Consider the following 25,175-nt stretch of genomic DNA (forward strand, 5'->3'; position numbering starts at 1 on the left):
TGTCGTGTGGAGTGAGTGACTTGGCGTATCTGCGTTGCGGCTCTTGTCTGTTGCATCGGCGTCTGCTGCCGTAGCCGACTGGTCGGGCGACCGGTACAGCCTGCGGAATGACTGCACTGCGCACAGAAAAGTTGTGTGGTCAGGCCGATGACGTCAAGGGCCATGATCGTTTAGCAAACACGATCAGAGCCACGCTGGTGACATGGCTGGATGCAGCGTAGCGTCCATCCAGCCATGTCAAACCTGTCAGCGAGTGGTCTCTTGTATCTCTCAGATCTATACCAGTGTTCCAAGGTAGTCAGTCATTCAGGCATCAATTTTCGAATCCGCACTGTGTATCTCGCATCTACGGCACGGAGCGTGTCAAAGCAATCGATTTCAATTCCGCCTGCAAGGTATTGACCATCAAGATTGATTTCGCTGCGGGCACACGCTTTGCTGTACCGGGTGTCGAAGATGAGCATCTGGTTAACGATACGGTTCTGACCGGAGTATTTGGATAACCACTCTATTCTGTTAAACCAGCCCACCCCCATTCACGTTACAGATCCGGTCCCGGCTATCAGCCGAACTGAAACCCTGAAAGCCGGGTTTTGAGTACCTGCTCAGAATAGACTTTACGACCTACATCACTCCTGGCCGCACCAGCTGCAACCATAAGCGGAATCAGGTGTTCTTCCTTACCCGCCGGGTGACACGCGTAGGCATGCGGCGCCTTTGCCCAGGATGTCAGATGGTCATTGCGTGTTTCGGCATCCGCCTCGACAGCCTCGGTTAACCAATCATCAAAGATCTCAGACAATGGCGTGAAACGCGAATCACCATAGCCACGCATATTATGAAAACTCATACCACTGCCTACGATGAGTACGCCCTCGTCGCGCAGGTCCGCGATCGCTTGTCCCACAGCCACATGCGCGGCGGGGTCAAGATCATTGCGCAAAGACAACTGCACCACCGGGATATCCGCATCTGGAAACATGAGCTTGAGCGGGATGAACATTCCGTGGTCGAATCCCCGGTCGCCATCCACCTCGGCTGCCAGCCCTGCACCATTGATTAACTGCACGAGATGCTGAGCCAGCGCGGGCTGCCCGACAGCTGGATAGGTCAACTCATAAGTGTGTGGCGGAAATCCGTAGTAATCAAAAACAAGATCAGGGTTCGCATGACTGGTGACATGGAACTGCGGTGCCATCCAGTGTGCAGACACCATCACAATAGCGGTTGGACGCTGTGGCAACTGCTCAGCGATGTTCCTGAGATATTGACTCATTCCGTCCCACATATGGGCCGGCTCCCAGTCCATAAAGAAACAGGGACCCGCTCCGTGTGGGATAAACAGAACAGGTTGACGATGTGCTTGTTGTGGCTGGCGCACTTGAGCAAGCGTCTGCGATTGTTGTGCCGACGCAGGCTGACTTGTCGCATTGGTCATGATGTAGGGCCTCTCGGTCATGGATTTCACTGCGCTCAGTACTTCTGATGATCTGAGCAGTTCAAGGAGTTCACTTTAACCTTATTGCCATAGATAGAGAACAGGCTATGATTGCAAACACTTTATCATCAGAGTAATAAATACGATGCTGGATCAACTCACAGGCATGCGCGTGTTTGTAGAAGCGGTAAATCGCGCAAGCCTGTCGGCCGCAGGACGCACTTTGGGCCTGTCACCCGCGATGGCAGCCAAACACGTCGACGCACTTGAAGCCAATCTGGGAGTCAAACTGTTACATAGAACTACTCGACGTTTGACATTGACCGATGCGGGCGCGATGCATCACGATGCCTGTCAGCGGATCCTGCAGGAACTCGATGAAGCACAGGCAGAGGTTGCCGCGCAAGGCGTGGAAGCAGTCGGGAAACTACGAATGAATGCACCGCTATCGTTTGGCGTGCGCTTCATCGCACCTCTACTAGCCGAGTTCAGCCAGAGATATCCCCGTGTCGAGATCGAACTCGGCCTGAGCGACGCGCAGCAAGGGTTGCTTCAAGAAGGATGGGATCTTGTCGTCCGAATTGGGCACCTGACAGACAATACACTCAAAGCAAGGCGACTGGGTAACTGCCCGATGCGAATCTGTGCATCGCCAGTCTATCTCAAACGTCATGGTACTCCTTTGAAGGCTAGCGATCTCTCAAGTCACAATTGCCTGAGTTACACACTGTCCTCCTCGCAACGCGACCACACCTGGCGATTCGGTCGCAAAGGTGAAGTTCTGGTCCCCGTGCACGGTAATCTCACCGCCAATAACGGGGATGCCCTGTTGGCGGCCGCCATGGACGGCCAAGGCATCATCTACCAACCAGACTTCATCGTTGGCAAGGCGCTCGCCGATGGTTCACTGATCGCACTCGAACTGGACCACCCAACCCAGGACCTCGGTGGACTGCACGTGCTGTTTGCGTCTGATCGTCACCTGCCGGCAAAGACACGCGCCATGATCGACTATCTGGTCGAAGTATTTGCAGACTGACTGAACTGAAATGGCTGGCAACAACCGGAATGCAGCGTGCTAGACTCGAACCAACAAGCCATGACACAGGGCTTGATTGCGAGGAGTCTCTTGCTCATGTTCGCCCGTCCCATCAAGTCGACTGCAATAGTCAAGACAGAGCCGGATCGACCCTCATCTTTAAAGCGCCCCGTCATTGCTTGTCCGGATCGGCACCAGCCAGAGCGTCGCAGAATACTGGCAGCCATCGGACTCACTGCGTCCGGGTTGACTGGAACACTGCCATGGGCAGCCCTGGCGTCGAGCACAGGAACATCGACCAGTCAGGCGTTAGAAGCAGGCTCGACCGAAATGGCTGGATTGGATGGAGCATACGCTGGCAGTCAAGCGCTTGCGATCACCCTGACCCAAAAGGCGATGGAGCAGACGGGCACTTCATCTGTCTCAATGGCGCTGATATCCAGGAACGGGCTGATCTGGGCTCGTGCAATCGGAACGCTGGGCAAAGAGCAGGAAAGGAAACAAGCGAACGCGCAGGATCCTGACACTTCAGCCGGGCAGCCGGTCACCACTGACACACTTTACTGCATCGGATCATGCAGCAAACTATTTGCCACGGTTGCTGCTTTGCAACTCGTTGATCGTGGCTTGGTCGATCTCGACACACCAGTCAAGCAGTACCTGCCAATATTTGCCATGCACTCTCCCGAGTACCGGCACATCACGGTCAGAATGTTGCTTAACCACCAGTCTGGATTTCCGGGGTCCGACTATAGCAACGCATTCACGACACTGCCCTATTCCGCTTACTCCACACAGGTCGTCGAAACATTGTCGATGGCAAGACTCAAGCATGCACCTGGGGAGATGTCGGTTTACTGCAACGATGGTTTCACCTTGATCGAACAAGTTGTGCAAGCAGTGACCGGTGTCGCGTATGTGGATTACATCCAGCGCAATGTGCTGGATCCTCTGTGCATGACAAACAGCCGATATGCAGTGCAACTGTTCCCGCAAGGCAGCTTCGCCCCAGGGCGCTCACCGTCGGGTGACGCCTTTCTCGAATGCATCAATGTGTACGCATCAGGTGGACTTTTTACCACCCCCACCGACATGGCGCAGTTTGCGCGTCTGTTTCTCAACCAGGGGGTGGTTGACGGGGCAGGGATACTTTCCGGACAGGCGATCGAGTCGATGGCTGAGTTGCAGGCCCTGGGCGAGACCTTGCGTCCAGTTCCGGTTGAATGGGGTTTCGGGTTGGGCTGGGACAATGTCAGGGAGCGCGCTTTTGCTTCTCAAGGCATGCGAGCGTGGCGAAAGAACGGTGGAACCTCGGTGTATGGATCTGACTTTTACGTACTCCCCGACCATGGCCTGGCCTTCATGATCACTGGCACCAGTACCGGTTACCAGCCGGATGTGATTGCAGAACAAGTGTTATTCAAGGCGCTGCTTGAACAGGGCTCCTTGACCGCCCCACCGCAAGAAGTTATCCGGACACCGTCTGCATCAACGTCGGCAAGTCCGTATGCAGCAACCTCGCAAACGATGCCGGCCATTTACGCCAACTCACAGGCCGTTTTCAGGGTTTGCACGACCGCCGACCCACAGACAGTGAACGTCGACAAATGGGAAGGAAAGAAATGGGCCAGGCACGCTCGCTGGCAAAGAGGAGCAGACGGACTTTTCTACGACCCTGATGCCCCTCAGACCAGATTTGGCGTTGCTCATGCCGGTAACCACAAGTACCTCAGTCTGCGCACATCTTCCGGTGCCGGGTACGCCTGGCTCGATCTGGCGTTCGCGCAGGCTGTTGAGCCCGGCACAGCAATCCCTGACGTCTGGCAGACTCGCATCGATCAGACCTGGGTTGTGATCAACGAACGCTACACGTCACTCGCGCTGGCGTGGAGTGGCCCGATTCTCACACTCTTTACCATTCCTGAGATACCAGGCCATCTTGGCGTGAACGTTGCACCTTCAACCACTGAAAACCAGTTGCTTGTCGCCAATGAACCCGATGCAGCAAGAATGATTTTCAAGATCCCTTACACCATGAGTCGGGACCTGAACGACTTGCTGGTCGAGCATCACGACGGTATGGAGCACTTGCGCTGGGGAAGAATGCTTTTTCGGGCCCTTGGAGACATCCCTTCCCTGCTCGCGGACACAACGCAAGTACAAACAATTGGCACGAACGGATTCTCGCTTGCTTTTCGCGCACCTGATGCAATCGACATCGAACTCGATGGGGCCATAGCTGCTTTTGTGTACGACGACACATTCAAATCTGTGTTTCCGATCCAGTTCAGAGCTCACTTCGATGGCACTCTGACCCAGGCAAGAGGACTGGCGACCATGCGAGAGCCCACAATCTTGTCCTTACCAAAAGCAGGACTGGTTCTCGTTTATGGCAACCCCGGAGAAACCGTCACTGTGCGTTCCCGCTCCCCTGAAACAGCACTGACCCGAACACGCAGCCCGAACACCCAGAAAAAGCATAAACAGGCGACAACAACCTGATGAGTGACGCGTTCACATACTGGTTACTGATCACGGGAGTGTTTCTGGTTGCAGGCCTGGTCAAGGGCGTCACCGGCATGGGGCTTCCAACCGTCGCGATGGGCTTGCTGGGCTCTATCATGTCGCCAGCAACTGCGGCAGCCATGTTGTTAATTCCTTCATTTATCACCAATTTCTGGCAACTCATTGCTGGTCCCGCAGCGATGAAGGTGTTGCGACGATTCTGGTCAACGATGGTCGGCATCATGGTTGGCACCACCATCAGTACGCGTCTTCTTGTCAGCGCTGACCCAACAATCACTCGGGTTGCACTCGGTGCAGCGCTGGTAGCCTACGCACTCTATGCATTGAAATCCCCTAAGATCTCCATCTCACCTGCTGCTGAGCGTTGGCTTTCTCCCGTCATTGGTCTTGTGACAGGTGCCATTACCGGGGTAACAGGAGTTTTCGCAATTCCAGCCGTTCCATACTATCAGGCACTGAATCTGGAGAAGAACGATCTGGTGCAAGCATTGGGACTTTCGTTCACCGTCTCAACTGTAGCACTCGCAGCCGGACTCCTGTTTCATGGAGCATTTGTGGCGGGCGGGATTGGCATTTCAACGGTTGCTGTACTCCCGGCCTTGATTGGCATGTGGCTGGGCCAGGTCATTCGCGCACGTATCAGTGCTCAGGTGTTCCGGTTGATTTTTCTGCTGTTCTTGCTGACACTCGGACTGGAAATGATTGTTAGATCTCTTTTTTGATGCCACCGGCCGAAAGAACGTGCGAGCCACATCGCACCAATCGAATTGATCAACTGTTCAGTCGAGCCCCGAACTGCGCCCGGTAATTCTGTTGCGTTCTGGCGTTCACATAAATATCCCCAGGGCTTGTTTCCTGAAGGAGTGAAAAAGCCGGACGGGCGGACAAAGCGATCGATGCGAACCAGGCCCACAAGCACTGCTGACCGACCTACCAACTGATAAACCTTGGCCCCGCCAATGCCCCAAGGATCGTTGAAAGCAGGATCCCCAGTGATTACCAGATCGCTACAAACATAACAGACGATTCGGGACAAACAAGTGAGTAACCCAGTGCGCCAGCCGAGCCCGCCAGAAACCCTGCTCCTGCAGAAGCCAGTCTGAGGCGGGTCGCAGCCAGGCCCCTGACCGCCCACAGCAAACTCGCGAGCGCCGGAACTGACAGACCAAGCACCATCCACGGACAGATCAGCCAGGTCTGACCGAAGAGGATCGCCGAGCGATCCGACTGCGCCGCCCCGAGTAGTTCGAGAGATCCCCAGGCCATCATGCATGCAAACACGACCGCAACACTCACTAACGGCCACAGAGAACGTGACAACGGTCGTGCCAGGCCTGCCATCAAGACAAGGGCTGGCACGAACAGGCAAATAACATAGGCCAACTTGATCCAGGGGGCTGGGCTTGCAAAGACAGTCGCTGGCAGCGGACCCACCACCAGTAAAGCCAGGGCGACGCTGACTGCAACGCCCACCAGAACGCCGGGACCCAGTCGCCGGGCGACGACATGTCGTGGGGCAGATTCGGTACCTCTGGCAAGAAACTCAGCGAAACTGTCTGTTCTCATCAGGATTTGGCCTCCGTTGTTGGCCTGCTTGTCTTTTTGCTTGTCTGCTCGCCCGGACTGACGCATATCATGTCCGCCCCCCTCTGACTAGCGCCATCAACCTTTTTAGACCTCTATGAACCTGGACTTTAATGGCCGCTTCCGAGGAACCCGTCTGGCGTGCGGCTTCTCTGATCGACAGCCCTTCGATCTTGGTCAGTTTGATCGCAGTTCCTTGCGCCTCGGGCAAGCGCCCGAGCAGCTTGTTCAGATCAAGCCCCGCCTGCCCAGTCTCTTGCGGCTCAATGTCCAGGGTCAGATGCATTTCATCGAACTCATCATGCGGGTTTTCTCGTCTGCCGCGACGACACCAGAAATCAATGAGTTTGTGACGGGCAATCGCATATACCCATGCCGAAACCGGAAACGAAGCATCGTATGTTCCTCGCTGCAAATGCACGGCAAGCAGAATCTCCTGCACGAGATCTTCGACATCACTCAGGTTGTTCGTCATTTTTCTACTCAGATAGCCGCGCAGTCGCGACGCGATCTGCTTGAGTGCGCCCTCATAAGCAACCTCGTCACCACTTTGCGATCGCATCCAGAGCGGCCTGAGTATCCGCTCGAACTCACTCAGAGAGGTTTCCGCCATGGATCAATCCAAATTCGACGCAGCTCACCAAAAGGTTACAAACCAAGACCTCGCTACCCCTAGCCATCCTGCGCATACACCGAACGCGTCCATCACGACTCGCGCGTTGCGTCCGCGCGTGAAAGACGAGCACCGGTTGATTCTGTGCAAGCAATCATTGAAGAGAATGTCAATGTTGACGGACCCGACTATCCGTAAGCAATCGACAACGCAAGGCAGATGCGCAGGGCGCCATGTTGGTGACTTTCAGACGGGAAGGTGCGCACGCAGTCTGTCGCAGGAACATTACGGAACATTACGGTGCGTGATAGCGCGCCTGAACGCTACTGGTGCTTGCCAGATACGTCATTGCCGCGCTCACCCCGCTGCCACTGAGCGAAACACCGGCCAGGCGCAGTCCCATTTCACACCCCGTCAGCGCCGCCAACAGACTCAGATCATTGCACTCACCAAGATGACCAATCCTGAACATGCGACCTTTGAGCTTGCCCAGGCCGGTGCCAAGCGACAGATTGAAGTGTTCATAGATGATCTTGCGGACCCCGTCTGCATCAACATCCGGTGGTGTGACCACGCCGGTCAGCACAGGTGAGTAGGCCGACGGCTCCGCGCACTGAACTTCCAGTCCCCATGCATGCACGGCCTGACGACAGGCTGTTGCCAGTCGCTGGTGTCGTGCAAACACCGAATCAAGCCCTTCATTGATCAGCATATCAATCGCAGCGACCAGTGCATACAACATGTTGGTATTTGGCGTGTAAGGCCAGGAGCCGGCCTGGTTGGCCTGCAGAATTTCATCCCAGGCCCAGAACGATCGCGGCATGGTGCTGAGCTTGCTACGTTCGATTGCCCGCTCCGACAGCGCGTTGAAACTGATACCGGGCGGCAGCATCAATCCTTTTTGCGAACCACTGATACTGACATCCACGCCCCATTCGTCGTGCCTGTAATCTGCACTACCTAGCCCGGATATGGTGTCAACCAGCAACAAGGCGGGATGCCCTGCGGCATCAATGGCCCTGCGCACACTGGCAATGTCTGATGTCACGCCGGTCGATGTCTCGTTATGAACCACACAAACTGCACGGATCTTGTGCTGGCTGTCTTCACGCAACCGCCGCTCGATCAGATCGGCCTGAACGCCACGTCGCCAGCTGTTGGGGAACCCGGTCTGCGAGCAGTTCCCTGGCAAGGCAACAATCTCTGGCTTTAGTCCGATCCGGGCGGCGAGCTGACTCCACAAGGACGCGAAGTGACCAGTTTCGTACATCAGAACTTCATCGCCAGGATTGGTCACATTGACCAGCGCCGCCTCCCATGCGCCGGTGCCTGATGCCGGATAAATAACAACGGGATGCTGTGTTTGAAAAACCTGCGCGATGCCAGAAAGAACCTGACGCGCCAGTAAGGCGAACTCTGGTCCGCGATGATCAATCGTCGGATAGCTCAGCGCCCGCAGCAGGCGGTCCGGCACCGGACTAGGACCAGGGATGTGCAGAAAGTGGCGACCTGCCGGATGAAAATTCAGATTCTTCAAAACATTTCCTTGTCGTGAGAAGTGCAGTTCTGGTGCTTGCCCTTTCCCTGTCACGTCAGCTGCCCGATCATCCTGATATAAGTTCGATCGCTCGCCACTGGCGAGTCACGAGCAAATCATGCTCAGGCCAATATTGTATTTTGTATACAATATACAATGAATCAGCAATCCATGGTTAAGCTCAGCGTCCATGGACTGACACCTGGAAACATGCCCCCATGAGAGATCACGCTTCGCCCCCGGTACTTGTAACCGATGCACTGCCCGCGCAGATTGCGCACCAACTTCGTGCACGACTCATCAACGGCACCCTAGCGCCAGGTAGCAAACTCAACGAGCGAGTCTTGTGCGAAGAGCTGAACGTCTCGCGCACCCCGTTGCGAGAAGCGATTCGCAAACTCGCTGCACAGGGACTGCTGGTCATCGAGCCTCGCCGCGGTACGTTTGTGCCCACGCCTGAGCCGGAGGTCGTGAGTCAGACATTCGACGTGATTGCCACGCTCGAAGGGTTGTCGGCACAGCTGGCAGCCCAGCATATCGATGCCAGTGGCCTGCAGACGCTCCACAATCTGCAAGCCCGGATGGAGTCAGCGTTTGAGAAACGCGATCTCCAGGTATATTCCGAAGCCAACTCCGAGGTACATGACCTGGTCAGCCGATATGCCAGCAACGCAGTCTTGCGACAAACGTGGTGCGAACTCAATGACCGAATCCACGTCCTGCGCTACCGGACCAATCAGAACCCGTCCAGGTGGGCTCAGGCACTCGATGAACATCGCAAGATGATCGCTCTGTTTGAACAAGGCGATGCGAACGAGCTGCGCCGCCTGTTCGAGGCGCACATTCGAGAAAAACGTGACGCGCTGCTCGAACAACTCAAACAACCAGCAGTTTGAGAGAACGCATCAACAAGGCCGCGCTGCTTGCCCCATCAAACACAGGAACGTTGAGACGCCTGGAAAGCACCGGCGCATACCCGCACAGGACGGCGCCAGCCAACACAACAGACTGCGCGCCCCGCGAGACCAGTTGTCGGGCGCTGTGCGTCAGCACCTCTGCAATCGACTCATCTACAAGCGCGCCTGAGGGTTCGAACGCCTTTCCAAGATCAGGCGCCTCAACCCCGATCGAACGGGACGCAAGGCCTCGATCATCAACAAGCTTTTCATAGGATGTTGCCATTGCGGCACCAAGCGTCAACACACCAAATCGCCGTGTCTGCGCACAAGCCATCAGGCAGGCCGCTTCAGTCATACCAACCACAGGAACAGACGAAACGGCTCTGATCTCTTCCAGCGCACAATCCAGGGAAATTCCGATGATGATGCCGTCACACTCATTCATGCCGGCACGCGCCATCTCCTGGATGGTCTGAGTGGCCTGCTCAACCTTGGAGGGATCGTTGACGACTTTGGGACCATTCCCGGCGGTCAATCCTGTGACAGACCAGCTCGCAGGCAACAAGGGCTTTGCAACCGAAACCATTCGTTCCGTGATGTGTTTCGAGGTGTTAGGGTTCAGAATCAGAATATTCAACGTGAATCTCCAAGAACGGCGGCGAGATCAATCTCCTGATCCAGGCTATCCAGAATCAGACTGCTCTCGATGTGGTTCAAATGCTCGGTCATAAGTTGGCACGCCATGCCAAGGTCCCGACGTGCAATCGCGTCCACGATCTCGGCATGTTCGTCAGCCCTGCAACTCATGGCAGTCGGTGCGTCGTACAGAAAAATGATCAGACACGTCAGAGTCGTGAGCTCGCGCATCATGCGGTGGTAGGCGGAATTACCACAGAGAGTTGCAAGCAGGACATGGAACTCTCCCGACAGGCGCACAACCGCGCGACGGTCTTCGCGTCTACGCGCGTCGAGCTCAAGCTCAAGGTGCTGTCGCAGCCGGGCGACCTTATCCTTGGTGAGATGGTCAATGAGCCGCCCAACCACGGCTGGCTCGAGCAGACGCCTGGTCTCGAACACGTCCATGGCTTCTTCTGGCGAAGGTTTGGCAACAAAAGCGCCACGCTGCGGGAAAAGCTGAACGACCTGCTCGTGTGACAGACGACTCAGCACCTCACGCACTCGCGCGCGGCTGACCTCGAATATCCGGGCCAGTTGCTCCTCCCCCAGTTTGGTGCCTGGCGCAAGCCGGTGCTCAAGAATCGCTATATAGATACGCTCGTAGATCTCGTCGTGAAATCGTTCACGCGACACCTTGTCCTGAGACACGAGGCGTCTGGATGCCTGGGTCAGACCGGCTCGCCCCCCCTTGACAACGTCAGCTTGGGATGACGCTACCACGTGAACATCTCCCCCCATCCGTGGATCTGTGCGGGTGACACACCCACGCGCCTGAGCATTCCCCAGACTGTTGTACTAACCGTATCGAGCAATGGCACACCCGTACGTTGTTCAATCTGCCCGGCAAGGTCAGCTGCCCGCAGATTGGTGCAATAAGTCACATTGGCTTGCGGGCGTTCTTGACTGACTTCCTCGAGCAACTGACACAGTGCAGGCTGACTGACCAATGCAAAATCATGATTGACACAGATGTTCAGATGCCGCTCAGCAACCACTTGCACACCGATATCTGCGTAGTTGGCAATGATGCGCCGCTGAACGTCGTCTGTATAAGGCGACACTAGCCCGAGACGCGTGACATCACGCAACCCGATCAGCTCATTGAGCGCCAGTACAGCCGTGGTCGCAGGAATCCCTGTACGGTCCTCAATTCGCTCAACCAGTTGCCGGTCCGTGTCAAACCCCATCCAGCCAGCAGCCGTTCCACTCCAGCCAATGACATCCACCCTGGCATCAGCCAGCAGTTCTGCTGCTGCCAGTATCTTGCTGTCATCGAACTGGCCGAGCGCCCGCTCAGATAGCGCGATTTCGGTCACTTTGAAACGCGAGAAATGAGCACTCGCACCGTGGATCGTTGCAACCAACGCACTGGTGAGCGGCTCAAGCGCCGTATTCGATGAAGGCGTCAGAACGCCAAGACGCAGGGTGTTCGCCACGAAAAGTCCTTTAATTAGAAAGTTAGCCATTTGCACAGACAGACCGGCGTGCCTGATCAAAGTCGCCAGGTGAACACGCATGGCACAGCCACTTTTGAGATACCCCCATCCGACCCTTCTGGCCGCGTGACCATCTTCGCCAGAGCGCAGTCATCAGGACTGATGAATAACCGATTGCTTCATCACCAATCGTTCACAAAATCTGGCATGTTCTGTCTGCAACTGATTTGGACAAAGCACATTTCGTGCCAGCCAGATACGTTGTTCCAGAACTGGGTCATTCTGCCCACGTTGCATCTATCAAAGTCGTGCGTCGACCACTTCACAAGCATACGGACAGCATCCGGATTATTGGACCATCGACTCTCGCAAATCCCCACGGAGCCGTCCAGCAACCTGGATCGCTGACAAATGAGTCCACCTTGATTCAATCCTCACCCGGCGACTGTCTTGCGTAGAGCACCAGATGAACATTGCAACCGCGACGATAGCCAAGTGCCTGATGGCTGTGATCCTGCAAGCAATCACTAACTTTCCCGGAAGGCTGGCACGGCTTTTGCTTGACACGGCTGAACTGATTACAAATTTTCCCCAATGATTGTCGACAACCTTATCGACAATCTTCGCTACAGAGAACAGACATGCCCAAAGAATCTTTTGATCTCGTCGTACGCAACGCTCAGATTGCCACAGCCAGTGAGCAGTATCGTGCAGACATCGGCATAGTCGGCGGAAAGATTACCCAGATCGGTGCACAGCTTGGTGCTGGTACGCACGAAATCGATGCCTCTGGCCGAGTCGTGACGCCGGGTGGCGTAGACGCGCACTGCCACCTCGACCAGCCGATGGAGCCACCGGCAAAGATGGCCGACAACTTCGATAGTGGGACGCGTTCGGCAGCGTGTGGTGGCACCACTACCGTGATCCCGTTCGCAGCTCAGCAAAAAGGACAGTCTTTGCTTGCAGCGGTCGAGGACTATCACCAGCGCGCAGCAGGCATGGCCCATGTCGACTACGCATTTCACCTGATTGTCAGTGACCCCACCCCCGAGGTCCTGAATAAAGAACTGCCGGCGTTAATCGCCCAGGGCTACACCTCGTTCAAGATCTACATGACCTACGAAGACATGAAGCTCGATGATATCGAGATCCTGAACGTACTGGCGGTTGCCCGGGCACACAAGGCGCTCACCATGATTCATGCAGAGAACGCCGACTGCATCGAGTGGTTGACGCGACGCCTTGAAGCGGCTGGCCATACTGCACCACGATTTCATGCCCATTCAAGGCCGATGCTCGTTGAGCGTGAGGCCACGCATCGCGCAATCTCGCTGGCCGAACTTGTCGACACACCCATCCTGATCGTTCACGTGTCGGGTCGCGAGGCAGTTGAGCAGATCCGCTGGGCACGTGCACACGGTCTGAACATTCTTGCAGAGACATGCCCGCAATACCTGTTTCTGACGGCTGATGATCTAGGTCTGGATGATCAATACGAGGGTGCGCGCTGCATCTGCAGTCCACCACCACGGGATCGCGCCAACCAGGAGGTCATCTGGCATGCATTGTCAGACGGACTGTTTGCCGTGTTTTCCTCCGATCACGCCCCCTTCACCTATGAAGGCTCCGATGGCAAGCACCCGGACGGTTCGCAGGCATCGTTTAGGTACATACCGAACGGCATCCCGGGCATTGAAACTCGCATGGCACTGTTGTTTTCGGAAGGAGTTTTAGGCGGACGGATCACGCTGGAGAAATTCGTCGAACTGATCGCGACCAATCCGGCCAAGGCATACGGACTGCACCCTCGCAAAGGCTCAATCTCGATTGGCGCGGACGCCGATCTCGTGATCTGGGAGGAAGGCGAGTTCACCATCACCAATCAAAACCTGCACCACGCAGTCGACTACACCCCATACGAGGGTATGCACCTGCGTGCCTGGCCTGCGATCACATTATCGCGAGGGCGAGTCATCTGGGATGGGCAGTTTCATCCGGCCCGAGAGCATGGCCAGTTCCTGCCATGTGACGCACCCAGCATCTTTGCACGCATAGGCTGACCATGCCTGTCAGTCACCTCAGCCCAGCAACAGCACTGTGCAACCAGCTATTTCACAGTTCCGCTGTTCAGACCTATTTGCACGACCTATCCTGTTTTTTTCTGACCCGGAGTAACGCATCATGATCACAAAACACCTCAGACACTGTCTGCTGCCACTTGCCGCCGCACTGGCCATGACAACATCGGTCGCGACACAGGCTGACACCACTTATAAAGTCATCGGCCAGCCTGCTGCGACTGGACTGGTCCAGAAGAACAAAGAAAAGCCCTTCTTTGACAATTTTGCCGAAAGAACCGGATTACCCATCAACGCTGACTACAAACCCGTGGACCAACTGGGCATCAAGGACACCGAACAGCTGCGAATCATGAAAGCGGGGCTGTTTGACATCGTGTCCCTGCGCGTTTCACAGAATTCACGCGACGAGCCCACCCTACTCGGTCTCGACCTCGTTGGTGTATCACCCGATTATGCAACCGCTCGCAAGGTCTATGAAGCATACTTTGACACGCTTGACGAACGCCTGCAGAAGCAATTCCAGATCAAGCTTCTCGGCGCATGGCCCTTTGGACCACAAATTCTTTTCTGCAAGAAGCCGATCAGTGAACTGGCAGACCTCAAAGGTATGAAAGTCCGCGTCTATGACCAGAATCTGGCGAAGTTCATCGAGTCGGTTGGTGGCGTTCCCGTGCCATTGGGCTTTACCGAGGTCCACCAGGCACTGTCTCTGGGTGTCGTGGACTGCGCCATCACCGGACCAAGTTCAGCCAACAGCTCCGGATGGCCTGAGGTGACAACGCACCAGTACCCCCTCGGTTTTCAGATGGCCGTCAACGGCTACGCCATTTCGATGAAAGCCTGGAACAAGCTCACCCCTGAGGAGCAAGGCAAGATGCTCGCAGCGTTCACGGAGCTGACCGATGACATCTGGACCTACTCCGAGGAACTGACACAGGACGCCATGAACTGCAACGCGGGCCAGGAGCCCTGCGTCAATGGCAAGAAGTTCAACCTGGCGAACGTGCCTGTCAGCGACAAAGACCAGGAAACCCTGAGTACTGCCGTCCAGGCCATCTCGGTCCCGACCTGGGCAGAAATCTGCGACAAAGCCAACCCGCAATGTTCGACGAACTGGAAGAACACAGTCGGAAAAGTTGTCGGTATCCAGTAATCGCCAGCCCTTGCATCACCCGCAGTCGTACCTGGCAGTATCACAAAGCAATAGAGCCGTGTGCCGTCGATCGCTCGTGCGGCACCGGCTCCACCCGTTGGAGAAGCACCATGAAACACGCGCTGGAGCGAGGACTAGGCATCCTGTTTGGACTCATCTTCCTGACCCTGTCACTCGTTGTCTCGGTCGAGACCGTGATCCGCAAACTGTTTAACGTATCCCTGCAAGGAGCCGACGAACTCGGTGGCTATGCTCTGGCATTTGGTGCCACCATCGCCTTCAGCATGGCGCTACTGGGTCGAAACCATATCCGGGTCGACGTCTTCTACCACCTGTTCCCCAAACCCCTGAAAACGTTTCTGAACTGGCTCTCAATCATCAGCCTCGCCGCATTTGCAACGTTGATGGCATGGCTTGCATGGTTCGTGATTCAGGACACTATCAGCTATCAGAGTGTGTCGCAGACACCCTGGGCGGTCCCGCTGGTCTACCCACAGTCAGCCTGGCTGTTCGGATTGATCGTGTTTGCTTGCCTCACGTTTGCCACTGCCATGTACGCCACCTGGCTGCTTGTTCATGGCAAGACGCGCGAAATGGATCGCATGCTTGAACCCAGATCCGCCCGTGAGGAGCTTGAAGAGGAATTGCAGGATCTTCAGGGACGCGGCGCTGCCAAGGTCAAGCCAGGCGCCTCCACGACCCGGCATACATCCCTATCGCCTGCCAAGCCAGCCACGCCACTTTCCTGAAGGCATCGATCATGACAGTGACCTATGTTTTTTTCGGCTTCTCACTGATGCTCGGACTCATGTTCCTCGGCATACCGATCGCCGCATCCATGGCTGCAGTCGGCATTCTGGGCGGCATGATGGCCTATGGGGCCCCGTTCATCAACTCCATCGCACCAGTCATCTGGGGCGTACACAATGACAATCTGCTAACGTCAATTCCGCTGTTTATCCTGATGGGAGAGTTATTGCTGCGTTCGGGTATCGCTGATCGCATGTTTGGCGCACTCGCTGCCTGGCTCGGCAGACTGCCTGGTGGGCTACTGCACACGAACATCGGATGCAGTGCAGTTTTTGCCGCAACATCCGGATCCTCAGTCGCCACCGCAGCAACAATTGGCACGGTTGCTTTGCCATCGCTAAAAAAACGCGGCTACTCCATGCCGATGTCGCTGGGCTCGATCGCAGCAGGTGGCACCCTCGGGATTCTGATTCCTCCTTCGGTCAACATGATCGTCTATGGCTCTCTCACGGAAACCTCAATTGGCAAGCTGTTCATGGCGGGGATCATTCCAGGTCTTCTTCTGTCATCGCTCTTCATGGGTTACATCCTTGTCAAGAGCCTGTCGTCAGCCGACAGCATCCGCGAGGAAAAAGTCCCGCTCCAGATCCGACTGCGGTTGCTCAAAGATCTCGTACCTCCCGGTGTGGTGTTCTTTATCGTGATGGGCAGCCTGTACTCAGGCGTGGCAACCACGACAGAATCTGCTGCACTGGGTGTAGTTGCCTCCTTGTTCTTTGCATGGAGCAGCAAGAAGCTGACATGGCAGCTGCTTGAGCACTGTTTCATTCAGACTGCCAAGACAACCGGCATGATCCTTCTGATCATCACCGCTGCCTTCATCCTGAACCTCACCATCAGCCTGACTGGTATCGCAGACATCATGACCGAATGGATCACATCCTTCGGGCTATCGCAGATGCAGATGCTTCTGATCCTGGTCCTTTTTTATCTGATGCTCGGCATGTTCATGGATGTACTCTCGATGATGGTTGCCACGATCCCGATCACGTTCCCGATGGTGGTTGCCATGGGCGTGGACCCGATCTGGTTCGGCATTTTCATCGTGCTCATGTGCGAACTGGGACTAATCACCCCGCCCGTGGGCATGAATCTCTTTGTCGTGCAAGGTATCCGGACTGACAACGGCTCCATGCGCGACACCATCAACGGTTCACTTCCCTACGTATTTATCATGCTGGGCTTTGGTCTGCTGCTCATCATGCTTCCGGAGATTGCGACATGGCTACCGAACCTCATGTAACGGGCAACTATCCTGAAGGCCGTCCTCTGTGGCAGTGGTCGGCATCCGCGCTGCGCCAGGGCTATCTGGATGGATCCATCACGCCAGTCGATGCCATCACAGCCTGCCTTGAACGGATTACCGAAATCAACCCTGTCATCAATGCGTTCGTGGCTGAAAACACGCATGTTCTGCAGGATGCGCACGCCAGCACCCAGCGTTACCGGCGTGGACAACCTCGATCCAATCTGGATGGCATCCCGGTTTCCATCAAAGACAATCTGTGCACAGCCGACATGCCAACAACCTGGGGCACACCGGCCTTGCAGCACTACCGCCCCCGGATTGACGAGCTTCCGGTATCCAGGCTGCGTGCGTCGGGAGCTCTCATCGTCGGCAAAACCAATGTTCCTGAGTTCACGTTAGAAGGCTACACCGACAACCCGCTCTTTGGCGTGACACGCAACCCCTGGAATACGCTTCTGACCCCGGGTGGATCCAGTGGAGGCGCGGCTGCCAGCGTCAGCGCCGGGTGTACACCACTGGCGATCGGCACAGATGGCGGTGGCTCGATTCGTCGTCCAGCCTCGCATTGCGGGCTGGCAGGACTCAAACCATCCATCGGATCTGTTGCAAGAGACAAAGGGCTGCCTCCCCTGTTGCTGGACTTCGAGGTGGTGGGACCCGTTGCCAGAACCGTGGGTGATCTGCGTATGCTGTTTGAGGTTCTTCGGGGACCGAATATTCTGGATCGCCATTCGCTCGCCGCCCAGACCCGGCAATCCGTGGCAGATGCGCACACGCGTGCATCAAAGCCTTTACGGATACTGTATGTACCCACGCTGAGTGCTGCACCAGTTGACGCCCAGATCGCACGGTCATGCCAGAGTGCCATGGAACACTTTCAGACCATGGGTCACCAGGTCACGGTCGGCGAAATGCCAATGGACCTCTCGCCTGTGATGACAGGATGGGCCACCGTCGGACAGGTCGGGCTGGCCGCCCTGTTTGAGCAGCACCCCCAGTGGAGCGACGGAGCATCGCCCAAGTACTTGCAGATGGCTCAATCAGGTGCGCAGGTTCGGGCCCCGGAACTCTTGACACTGATCGATGCCGTCACGAATCTGCGTGCGGCATGCGTGGACCTGTTCGAACAATGGGATGTCATCGCAATGCCTAGCGCAGCCGCGCTACCGTGGCCAGCCGAACAAGCTTACCCACCCGAAATTGATGGCCATGCTGTCGGACCACGAGGTCATGCCGTCTTTACAGGCTGGGTCAATGTAGCCGGACTTCCTGCCATATCAGTCCCGACCCCTCCATCAGACGAAGGACTGCCGATCGGCCTGCAGTTGATCGCCGCATACGCCGAAGATGACTTCCTGATTGAGCTGGCACGCGCCTACGAGAATCACTCCCCGTGGGCACATCGCTGGCCAGATATCCTGTGACCCTCTGGTCCACACAATAGCCAGACCGAGCGAGCCTGAAAACATTAGACCATTCAGAGCTGCAGACTGGACTGTCCGACACCGGCGAACTCGACCTGAACTGCCTGTCCGGCTGAGACTGGCAGCAAACCACACCAGGTTCCAGTCGTGACCACGGTTCCGGCTGGAACCGTTCCAAACTGCGATGTTGCATGACGTAGCCACTGAGCCAGGCCCCAGAGCGGATCCTGCAAGGGGTGCGTACCCGTAAAGATGGCCGCCTTTCTCTGACCGATCTTGACCGAGCATGTCTGCGCAGACCAGTCGCGCCGGATATAAGGTACCCACTCACCCAGCACCAGCGCACCGTGTGACTGCATATCGGCCAGTGCGTACAGCGCAGAAACGGTGCGCCCCTGACGCCAACGTGAATCGACGACTTCAATTGAAACCGTCATCGAGTCAACCAGATGATCCGTCACGCCTGACTCCAGCTTCTGAGCACTTTCCGGGGTAACGTCCTCAGCCAGTCTGAGCGCAATCTCAGCCTCGATCTCCGGGGTGAAAAAGAGATCAGCACTTGCACTTGCCGGGCTCTCCCAGACTCCGGACTCGGGGAGCATTGCATGAGTAAGGACAGCTTCCCGGGACGGTCCGCCAGATTTCCAGTACGCGGGACACGGGGTCGTTAGCCATCCCATGCGCTGGGCAACCTGCTTCTGGACCGCGTAGCTATCTGCTACGGTAACCAGGGTGCCGTCAAGCAGAAGTTGATCGCAAGGCTCATGTCTGGCCCGTGCGGCCACCAATGCGTCAACGAGCGTATCGATTCCAGCCATTTGATCTTCCTACCTTTGAATGATGAATTGTTGTATTGCAGAAACCTGGGCCACAGATTCACCCGCATGACTTGTCACACAAATGAGGCCAGGCAGCTCTGCGATTGAAAAGCAGACTTGCAATCAGAACGATGAAAGCAAGAAACATACCGACAGCAATGTTCACAGTGATGTCAGCAGTAACGTTCGAGGCGCGCCCGACTTCCGGTCTTTTTTGCGCATCACCACATGGACACGTTGGAAACGTGGCTTGTTTCTCAAAAAAGCAATGCTTGCTTGCTTCGAACTTTCCGTGTGCACACTGATAGTACGAGTTTTGAGCTCAAATCTGAGTGAATGCAAACTTCCTCTTTGCCCGGTTACCATTGCGCGAAGGGATCAAACTGGCTGTGCGAACCTTGTTTGTCAAACCAGCAACCCAGTACGTATCGATATGTCTGCGCCCACTCCTACTCGCTCCGTCTTGTCTCGTTTGCCGACGCGCAACAAGTTTCACGGGATTTCGCCTCGAGCCATCTGGCTGGCATCACTGACGGCGATGGGTCTGTCACAGTTCCTGCTGTCGGCAGTGCTGGCCAGGGATATTGTGAGCGCCGATCATTCGCAGTACCAGATTCAGAGTGATCCGAACTCTACACTGATTGCGCCTGTCGCTGTCGATCAAATAGGATTGCCTGGCCCTCTACCAGACAGCCAGTCACTCTCTGAATTCTACTGGGAACACCTTCGGGCAATGTTGATCAGCTATGCAGCCAGCCAGGCCAGCTCTGCCGAGATTGACAAGATCGTCTCCGACTTCAAGAGGAAATTCACACCCCATGCGTGCGTGCTGGCATCACCCAGATGGCACGAGGATCTGCAGGTGCTGCAGGCAAGCCTGCAGTGCACCCTCGTTGAGCCATCATCAGCCGGCGGGCAACCCGCGATATCCCAGAAAGAAGCGGTTGACGTTTTTATGGAAAGGGACGTGTCTGGATGGCACCTGATTCTTGAGGCGTCTGACGACGTCGCCTGTGCTCAAGCTCGCAGCAAAGGCACCTACCAGATCTGGGTCAACTACCTGAAGCGATACCCCGATGGCAAATGCCGCGTGACGGCGGTAGAGCGCACGACGCCTGCCGCCGAGCCTGTCAAGGTAATCAGGGCAGAAGCGAACTTCAGATTTAGTCCCGACGGTAGCCGGCTTTATTCAACTGGTTCGCTGAACGGGAAAGGATTGCGAGTCATCGTCAGAGATGGCAAAGGAGAACTGCTAGGCAGCCAGGATCTCGACTCCACTGAACAACCAGATTCCGCCACCGTCAGTTCCGATGGCCGCTACGTCATGACCTTGAACAGAAAGAATCTCACCCTGCATGACCTGAACACCAGTACCACCCTGACGCTGGATCCGGGTGAGCTGCCAATCTCCGCACGCACGAGGCAGATTGCCATCGATAGCAAGCGCGGTCAGGCTGTGTTTGTTTCGTTGTCGGATGACGACCGCATCACGAGAGCGAGCCGAGGCCGAATCTATGTCTCAAGCTTTACACTGGACAAGGGAAAACCGAACAGACCAATCACCATGGACATTGACCCCGAGGTCATGCTTCTTTCACCCGACGGCTCAAAATTGCTCATCATGGGCGATGACCGATCGAAAAAAGCGTACTTCGTGGCAACCTATGACACACTGAACGGCCGGATGCTATGGAAGGAGAGCATTTCATACGACGACTTCGAGCGACCGGTCAACGCAGCATGGAGCAGTCAGGGCGAATTGGTGAGTTTTAATACGAGAAACACGACTGAGGTCAGACAAGCACGCACCGGCCAGAAAATCACTCTGCCCAAACGCGGCAATCGGCTGAGCAGTCTGGACCTTGTTTTTGCGGACGATGGCAAGCGATTTCTCATGCTGGAACCCCTATACAAGTGGATCACCCTGTACGACGTGACGAGCGACAAGAACATCTTCCGCTACGACTATGGCCGAGGTGACGTGAAGGAGCGCTCTGATCAATCAGCTGCACATGCCATCTTCAGTCCGACATCAGAAAGCGGCAAGTTTCTGGTCCAGGAGGACGACAAAGCAACTCTGTTTCAGATCAACGAAACAGGGGTGAAACGAGTCATTCAGGATGGCATGCCTTGAGAACAAATGTCATCACTATGAACATCGGCCAACGAACTTGATGCACCATCCTCCGGGCTACTGAGTTACTGGGCTGAAGCATGCCGTGCGGATCTTGTGGTGTGATCTGACAACCGTGCTCCGGCGTACCTCACCAGATTCAAACCTGCGCCCGTCAAGGCGACCTCATTGACCCGATTGCGAACCGGACTTGTCGCGAGTTTGATGCCGCAACACGTTAACGTGTTACATGGCCTGGAACCGCCTGAACAGCCTGATCCGAAGAAAGAGTCTGATGCCACCAGCTGCGATTGGCTGTAACCAGTTGCACTGTCAGCGCGAACTCACTCATATCCAACCCGACTGACCGAGAACCTTATATGCGACCCACACTCCCGCTACTGCAGGCGACTGACTTTCCGGCCATCAAGCGGCGTTCGCTTGAGACGCTACAGGTCAATCTGGGCTACAAGTGCAACCAGTCCTGTCTGCACTGCCACGTCAATGCCGGGCCAAATCGCAAGGAGATGATGACACTTGACACGATCGGACATGTTATCGACGTGCTTCGGCATTGTCGACCTCACACGCTTGACCTGACAGGCGGCGCGCCTGAACTCAATGAACACTTCCGGCATCTGGTTCGCCAGGCCCGGGCGCTCGATGTCACAGTCATTGATCGCTGCAATCTCACCATCCTGAGCGAACCAGGGCAACAAGATCTGGCACAGTTTCTAGCTGAACAGGCAGTCCAGGTCACGGCTTCCCTGCCCTGCTACTCACCCGCCAACGTCGACCGACAACGAGGGGACGGCGTCTTTGAGCGCAGCATCGCAGGCTTGAAAATGCTCAACCTACTTGGGTATGGAAAAGCCGGTTCAGGACTGGTTCTGAATCTGGTCTACAACCCGCAAGGACCATCGCTGCCGCCCCCACAAGACGCGCTTGAGCAGGACTACAAACGCGAACTCAAGGCGCATTTCGGCGTCGAGTTCAATCATCTCTTCACTATTACCAACATGCCGATACAACGGTTTGGCAGCACGCTGGTCAGCAAAGGTACGTTCAGGCAGTACATGACGCTACTCAAAAGCGCATACCGGCCCGAGAACCTCGATACGGTCATGTGCCGCAGCACGATCAGTGTCGACTGGCAGGGGGACCTGTATGACTGCGACTTCAACCAGATGCTCGGGCTTGGACTCAAGCTGGCGTCTTCATCTGATCCAGCAGCCAGCAAACGTGGGCACATCCGGGACTTGCTGACTCACCGGACCAATGGCCTGCCTGTCCACATTGCCGACCACTGCTATGGCTGTACTGCGGGTCAGGGCAGCAGTTGCACGGGCGCACTTGACTCCTCAAGTCCTGCACCAAGCGGGACTGCGGTGATGAACGTAAACAAGGTCGCCTGATGAAATCCGACCATGCTGGCAACCCGACCCCGCGTGCGTGGTTGCCATGGTTGCGTTGGCTGCTTGTGTCGCTCATCGCGGCTGCGCTGGTCTGGACCTACATGGCCTTCGATCTCGACCAGTGGCTCAATCTTGAGACGCTCAAGCAAAGCCATCAATCCTTGCAAGGCTGGTACGAAGACACCCCTGCACGCGCGCTCGTCATCTACTTCCTGATCTACGCGATTGCGACAGCAGTGTCCATTCCAGGCGCGACCATCCTCACCCTCGGGGCTGGAGCCATCTTCGGGTTCGGGCCAGGACTCCTGATGGTTTCGTTTGCCTCCTCGATTGGCGCGTTGCTTGCGTTTCTGGTTGCTCGCTACCTTTTACGAGACGCGGTGCAAAGACGTTTTTCAGGCTCGCTTGAACGCATCAATGAAGGGATCGAGCGCGACGGAACCTTCTACCTGCTGACACTCAGGCTCGTCCCACTGTTTCCATTCTGGCTCGTGAACCTGGTGATGGGTCTGACTCCCATGAAATCGGGTCGGTACTACGTGGTCAGCCAGCTTGGCATGTTGCCAGCCACGATCATCTATGTGAACGCTGGTACGCAGATCGCTGCGCTGGAATCCACGCAAGAGATCCTGTCACCCGCATTACTGGGCAGCCTGATTCTGCTTGGCGTATTCCCGGTCATCGCGCGGTCGCTGGTCGCCTGGGCGAGGCAACGCAAGCTTTACGCAAAGTGGAATCGACCGCCCAGGTACGACCGCAACCTGATTGTGATCGGTGCGGGCGCGGGCGGACTGGTCTCGGCCTACATAGCAGCAACGGTAAAGGCAAAAGTGACGCTAGTAGAAAGCCATCAGATGGGCGGCGACTGCCTGAATACGGGATGCGTGCCCAGCAAGTCACTGATTCGAGCGGCGAAGATTGCAAAGGAAATCAGACACGCTGAATCATTTGGGATCCACCATGCCTCGGGCACGACAGATTTCAAGGCAGTCATGGAGCGAATCAGATCTGTCATCCGACAGATCGAGCCACATGACAGTGTCGAACGTTACGAAGGCATGGGCGTGGAGGTCCTTAAAGGCCACGCCCGTCTAATTTCTCCATGGGAGGTGGAGCTCACGCTTAGCGGACACGCCCCCGGTTTGCAAAAGAGCGCAGCAGATGCAAAAAAGGAAGTCCCGTCTGCGGCGACAGCCAACAGACCCAGAAACGCAGAGAATGTGCGGCGCCTGACGAGCCGAAACATCATTCTGGCGACAGGTGCGGAACCTTTCATCCCCGATATCCCCGGACTCAGGCAGGCGGGAGCTCTGACCAGTGAATCAGTATGGAGCCTTGAGACGCTTCCTGCAAGGCTGGTTGTTCTGGGCGGTGGACCCGTTGGTTGCGAATTGGCCCAGAGTTTTGCGAGACTCGGCAGTCAGGTGACACTCATTGAAAAGCATGCCCATCTGCTTTCGAAGGAGGATCCCGAAGCCGCCGAGGTCGTTCGTGCGGCGCTCAAGGAAGATGGCATCACGATTCTGAACGATCAGACTGTCGTATCTGTGACTACCCTGCCTGACTCGTCTTGCAAACGTCTCATACTACATCGCGCGGGGTTGGCCAGTGCCGATCGCACTGCTAATGCTGGCATGCAAGTCGAGTGCGACACCATTCTGTGCGCACTTGGACGACGACCCCGTGTCGAAGGATACGGGCTTGAAGACCTGGGCATTGCTCTGCGTCCAGGTCAGACTATCGACACGAATATGTTTCAGCAGACCAGTTTGCCGAACATCTACGCAGTAGGCGATGTCAGCAGTCCTTACAAGCTCACTCATGCCGCGGCTCACCAGGCCTGGTACGCATCGGTCAACGCCCTGTTCGGACGTTTCAAACGATTTCCCAACCACAGTCATGCGCACCGCGGAGTTCGCCCAGCCAGCGCCGCCATCCCCCGGTGCACTTTCACGGATCCGGAACTGGCCCAGGTCGGGCTGACCGAGCCCGAAGCGATTCGCCATCATGTCCCGTACGAAGTGACCCGGTATCATCTCGACGATCTGGATCGTGCGATTGCCGATGGCGCAGCGCACGGGTTCATCAAGATTCTGACTGTGCCTGGCAAAGACCAGATACTCGGCGTAACCATCGTCGGGGAACATGCAGGCGAGTTGCTGGCCGAGTTTGTGCTGGCGATGCGGCACGGTCTGGGCCTGAACAAGATACTGGCCACCGTGCACACCTATCCGACCTGGAGTGAAGCAGGCAAATTTGCGGCAGGGGTGTGGAAGCAGTCGCATGCTCCCCGATGGCTGCTACCCTGGGTTGAACGCCTGCACACCTGGGAGCGACGTGAATGACAATCAAGAATCCAGTC

Annotated in this window: 20 protein-coding genes; 12 read left to right on the top strand and 8 right to left on the bottom strand. The window is 56.1% G+C overall.

What is annotated here, in order from left to right; all coding sequences use genetic code 11:
• Positions 1 to 562: 562 nt before the first annotated feature.
• The gene (locus DBV39_RS06325) at positions 563 to 1,459 is read right to left on the bottom strand and encodes a DODA-type extradiol aromatic ring-opening family dioxygenase (RefSeq protein ID WP_227870840.1); all 897 of its coding nucleotides are present in this window, start codon (positions 1,457 to 1,459) and stop codon (positions 563 to 565) included.
• 124 nt (positions 1,460 to 1,583) lie between these two features.
• Here DBV39_RS06325 and DBV39_RS06330 point away from each other — a divergent pair, with 124 nt between their 5' ends.
• From DBV39_RS06330 to DBV39_RS06340, 3 genes are read left to right on the top strand one after another with little or no spacing between them, the layout of a single operon-like run.
• The gene (locus DBV39_RS06330; RefSeq protein WP_108620812.1) at positions 1,584 to 2,477 is read left to right on the top strand and encodes a LysR family transcriptional regulator; all 894 of its coding nucleotides are present in this window, start codon (positions 1,584 to 1,586) and stop codon (positions 2,475 to 2,477) included.
• Between the two features lie 36 nt (positions 2,478 to 2,513).
• Positions 2,514 to 4,979, top strand: a complete 2,466-nt coding sequence (locus DBV39_RS06335; RefSeq protein ID WP_159078832.1) for a serine hydrolase domain-containing protein — start codon at positions 2,514 to 2,516, stop codon at positions 4,977 to 4,979.
• Positions 4,979 to 5,725, top strand: coding sequence for a sulfite exporter TauE/SafE family protein (locus DBV39_RS06340; protein WP_108620814.1), 747 nt, complete (start codon positions 4,979 to 4,981; stop codon positions 5,723 to 5,725). Before DBV39_RS06335 ends, DBV39_RS06340 begins: the two co-directional genes overlap by 1 nt.
• Before the next feature lie 274 nt (positions 5,726 to 5,999).
• Here the strand turns inward: DBV39_RS06340 and DBV39_RS06345 are convergent, their stop codons facing one another.
• The 3 genes from DBV39_RS06345 to DBV39_RS06355 form a co-directional block, all read right to left on the bottom strand.
• The gene (locus tag DBV39_RS06345) at positions 6,000 to 6,569 is read right to left on the bottom strand and encodes a DUF1109 domain-containing protein (RefSeq protein WP_159078833.1); all 570 of its coding nucleotides are present in this window, start codon (positions 6,567 to 6,569) and stop codon (positions 6,000 to 6,002) included.
• 67 nt (positions 6,570 to 6,636) lie between these two features.
• Positions 6,637 to 7,200, bottom strand: coding sequence for a sigma-70 family RNA polymerase sigma factor (locus tag DBV39_RS06350; protein ID WP_108620816.1), 564 nt, complete (start codon positions 7,198 to 7,200; stop codon positions 6,637 to 6,639).
• Between the two features lie 295 nt (positions 7,201 to 7,495).
• On the bottom strand, positions 7,496 to 8,737 hold the full coding sequence (locus DBV39_RS06355; protein WP_108620817.1) for a pyridoxal-phosphate-dependent aminotransferase family protein: 1,242 nt from the start codon (positions 8,735 to 8,737) through the stop codon (positions 7,496 to 7,498).
• A 218-nt stretch (positions 8,738 to 8,955) separates the two neighbouring features.
• On the opposite strand from DBV39_RS06355, the gene DBV39_RS06360 reads away from it, so the two are divergent.
• Complete coding sequence (locus DBV39_RS06360; protein WP_108620818.1) at positions 8,956 to 9,633, top strand: GntR family transcriptional regulator; 678 nt, start codon at positions 8,956 to 8,958, stop codon at positions 9,631 to 9,633.
• Here the strand turns inward: DBV39_RS06360 and DBV39_RS06365 are convergent.
• The 3 genes from DBV39_RS06365 to DBV39_RS06375 all read right to left on the bottom strand — a co-directional run bounded on the left by DBV39_RS06365 (position 9,614) and on the right by DBV39_RS06375 (position 11,750).
• Complete coding sequence (locus DBV39_RS06365; protein ID WP_108620819.1) at positions 9,614 to 10,273, bottom strand: aspartate/glutamate racemase family protein; 660 nt, start codon at positions 10,271 to 10,273, stop codon at positions 9,614 to 9,616. The genes DBV39_RS06360 and DBV39_RS06365 overlap by 20 nt on opposite strands.
• Complete coding sequence (locus DBV39_RS06370; RefSeq protein ID WP_407669281.1) at positions 10,270 to 10,962, bottom strand: GntR family transcriptional regulator; 693 nt, start codon at positions 10,960 to 10,962, stop codon at positions 10,270 to 10,272. The genes DBV39_RS06365 and DBV39_RS06370 overlap by 4 nt, the downstream gene beginning before the upstream one ends.
• 65 nt (positions 10,963 to 11,027) lie before the next feature.
• A complete protein-coding gene (locus DBV39_RS06375; protein ID WP_227870841.1) occupies positions 11,028 to 11,750 on the bottom strand; it encodes a maleate cis-trans isomerase family protein in 723 nt (240 codons plus the stop codon).
• Positions 11,751 to 12,391: 641 nt separating this feature from the next.
• On the opposite strand from DBV39_RS06375, the gene hydA reads away from it, so the two are divergent.
• The 5 genes from hydA (at position 12,392) to DBV39_RS06400 (ending at position 18,467) form a co-directional block, all read left to right on the top strand.
• Positions 12,392 to 13,810, top strand: a complete 1,419-nt coding sequence (gene hydA / locus DBV39_RS06380; RefSeq protein ID WP_108620821.1) for a dihydropyrimidinase — start codon at positions 12,392 to 12,394, stop codon at positions 13,808 to 13,810.
• Between the two features lie 121 nt (positions 13,811 to 13,931).
• The gene (locus tag DBV39_RS06385; RefSeq protein ID WP_108620822.1) at positions 13,932 to 14,984 is read left to right on the top strand and encodes a TRAP transporter substrate-binding protein; all 1,053 of its coding nucleotides are present in this window, start codon (positions 13,932 to 13,934) and stop codon (positions 14,982 to 14,984) included.
• Positions 14,985 to 15,094: 110 nt separating this feature from the next.
• Positions 15,095 to 15,733 carry a TRAP transporter small permease subunit gene (locus tag DBV39_RS06390; RefSeq protein WP_108620823.1) on the top strand — a complete coding sequence of 213 codons (639 nt, stop codon included), beginning with the start codon at positions 15,095 to 15,097 and terminating at the stop codon, positions 15,731 to 15,733.
• 11 nt (positions 15,734 to 15,744) lie between these two features.
• Complete coding sequence (locus DBV39_RS06395) at positions 15,745 to 17,037, top strand: TRAP transporter large permease (RefSeq protein WP_108620824.1); 1,293 nt, start codon at positions 15,745 to 15,747, stop codon at positions 17,035 to 17,037.
• Positions 17,016 to 18,467, top strand: coding sequence for an amidase (locus DBV39_RS06400; RefSeq protein ID WP_108620825.1), 1,452 nt, complete (start codon positions 17,016 to 17,018; stop codon positions 18,465 to 18,467). The genes DBV39_RS06395 and DBV39_RS06400 overlap by 22 nt, the downstream gene beginning before the upstream one ends.
• 53 nt (positions 18,468 to 18,520) lie before the next feature.
• Here DBV39_RS06400 and DBV39_RS06405 read toward each other — a convergent pair whose 3' ends face one another.
• On the bottom strand, positions 18,521 to 19,285 hold the full coding sequence (locus DBV39_RS06405) for a fumarylacetoacetate hydrolase family protein (protein ID WP_108620826.1): 765 nt from the start codon (positions 19,283 to 19,285) through the stop codon (positions 18,521 to 18,523).
• A 433-nt stretch (positions 19,286 to 19,718) separates the two neighbouring features.
• Here DBV39_RS06405 and DBV39_RS06410 point away from each other — a divergent pair, with 433 nt between their 5' ends.
• The 3 genes from DBV39_RS06410 (at position 19,719) to DBV39_RS06420 (ending at position 25,158) form a co-directional block, all read left to right on the top strand.
• Positions 19,719 to 21,419, top strand: coding sequence for a YncE family protein (locus DBV39_RS06410; RefSeq protein WP_159078834.1), 1,701 nt, complete (start codon positions 19,719 to 19,721; stop codon positions 21,417 to 21,419).
• 359 nt (positions 21,420 to 21,778) lie between these two features.
• Positions 21,779 to 22,813: an arsenosugar biosynthesis radical SAM (seleno)protein ArsS gene (arsS, locus tag DBV39_RS06415; protein ID WP_108620828.1), complete on the top strand. Its 1,035-nt coding sequence runs from the start codon at positions 21,779 to 21,781 to the stop codon at positions 22,811 to 22,813.
• The gene (locus tag DBV39_RS06420) at positions 22,813 to 25,158 is read left to right on the top strand and encodes an FAD-dependent oxidoreductase (protein ID WP_193853051.1); all 2,346 of its coding nucleotides are present in this window, start codon (positions 22,813 to 22,815) and stop codon (positions 25,156 to 25,158) included. The genes arsS and DBV39_RS06420 overlap by 1 nt, the downstream gene beginning before the upstream one ends.
• The last annotated feature ends 17 nt before the right edge of the window (positions 25,159 to 25,175 follow it).

It is taken from the genome of Orrella marina, assembly GCF_003058465.1.
Taxonomy (GTDB): domain Bacteria; phylum Pseudomonadota; class Gammaproteobacteria; order Burkholderiales; family Burkholderiaceae_B; genus Algicoccus; species Algicoccus marinus.

Coding starts and splice junctions, on each gene's coding strand:
- DBV39_RS06325 (WP_227870840.1), bottom strand. CDS start 1,459: ATGACCGAGAGGCCCTACATCATGACCAATGCGACAAGTCAGCCTGCG.
- DBV39_RS06330 (WP_108620812.1), top strand. CDS start 1,584: ATGCTGGATCAACTCACAGGCATGCGCGTGTTTGTAGAAGCGGTAAAT.
- DBV39_RS06340 (WP_108620814.1), top strand. CDS start 4,979: ATGAGTGACGCGTTCACATACTGGTTACTGATCACGGGAGTGTTTCTG.
- DBV39_RS06345 (WP_159078833.1), bottom strand. CDS start 6,569: ATGAGAACAGACAGTTTCGCTGAGTTTCTTGCCAGAGGTACCGAATCT.
- DBV39_RS06350 (WP_108620816.1), bottom strand. CDS start 7,200: ATGGCGGAAACCTCTCTGAGTGAGTTCGAGCGGATACTCAGGCCGCTC.
- DBV39_RS06360 (WP_108620818.1), top strand. CDS start 8,956: ATGAGAGATCACGCTTCGCCCCCGGTACTTGTAACCGATGCACTGCCC.
- hydA (WP_108620821.1), top strand. CDS start 12,392: ATGCCCAAAGAATCTTTTGATCTCGTCGTACGCAACGCTCAGATTGCC.
- DBV39_RS06385 (WP_108620822.1), top strand. CDS start 13,932: ATGATCACAAAACACCTCAGACACTGTCTGCTGCCACTTGCCGCCGCA.
- DBV39_RS06390 (WP_108620823.1), top strand. CDS start 15,095: ATGAAACACGCGCTGGAGCGAGGACTAGGCATCCTGTTTGGACTCATC.
- DBV39_RS06395 (WP_108620824.1), top strand. CDS start 15,745: ATGACAGTGACCTATGTTTTTTTCGGCTTCTCACTGATGCTCGGACTC.
- DBV39_RS06400 (WP_108620825.1), top strand. CDS start 17,016: ATGGCTACCGAACCTCATGTAACGGGCAACTATCCTGAAGGCCGTCCT.
- DBV39_RS06405 (WP_108620826.1), bottom strand. CDS start 19,285: ATGGCTGGAATCGATACGCTCGTTGACGCATTGGTGGCCGCACGGGCC.
- DBV39_RS06410 (WP_159078834.1), top strand. CDS start 19,719: ATGTCTGCGCCCACTCCTACTCGCTCCGTCTTGTCTCGTTTGCCGACG.
- arsS (WP_108620828.1), top strand. CDS start 21,779: ATGCGACCCACACTCCCGCTACTGCAGGCGACTGACTTTCCGGCCATC.
- DBV39_RS06420 (WP_193853051.1), top strand. CDS start 22,813: ATGAAATCCGACCATGCTGGCAACCCGACCCCGCGTGCGTGGTTGCCA.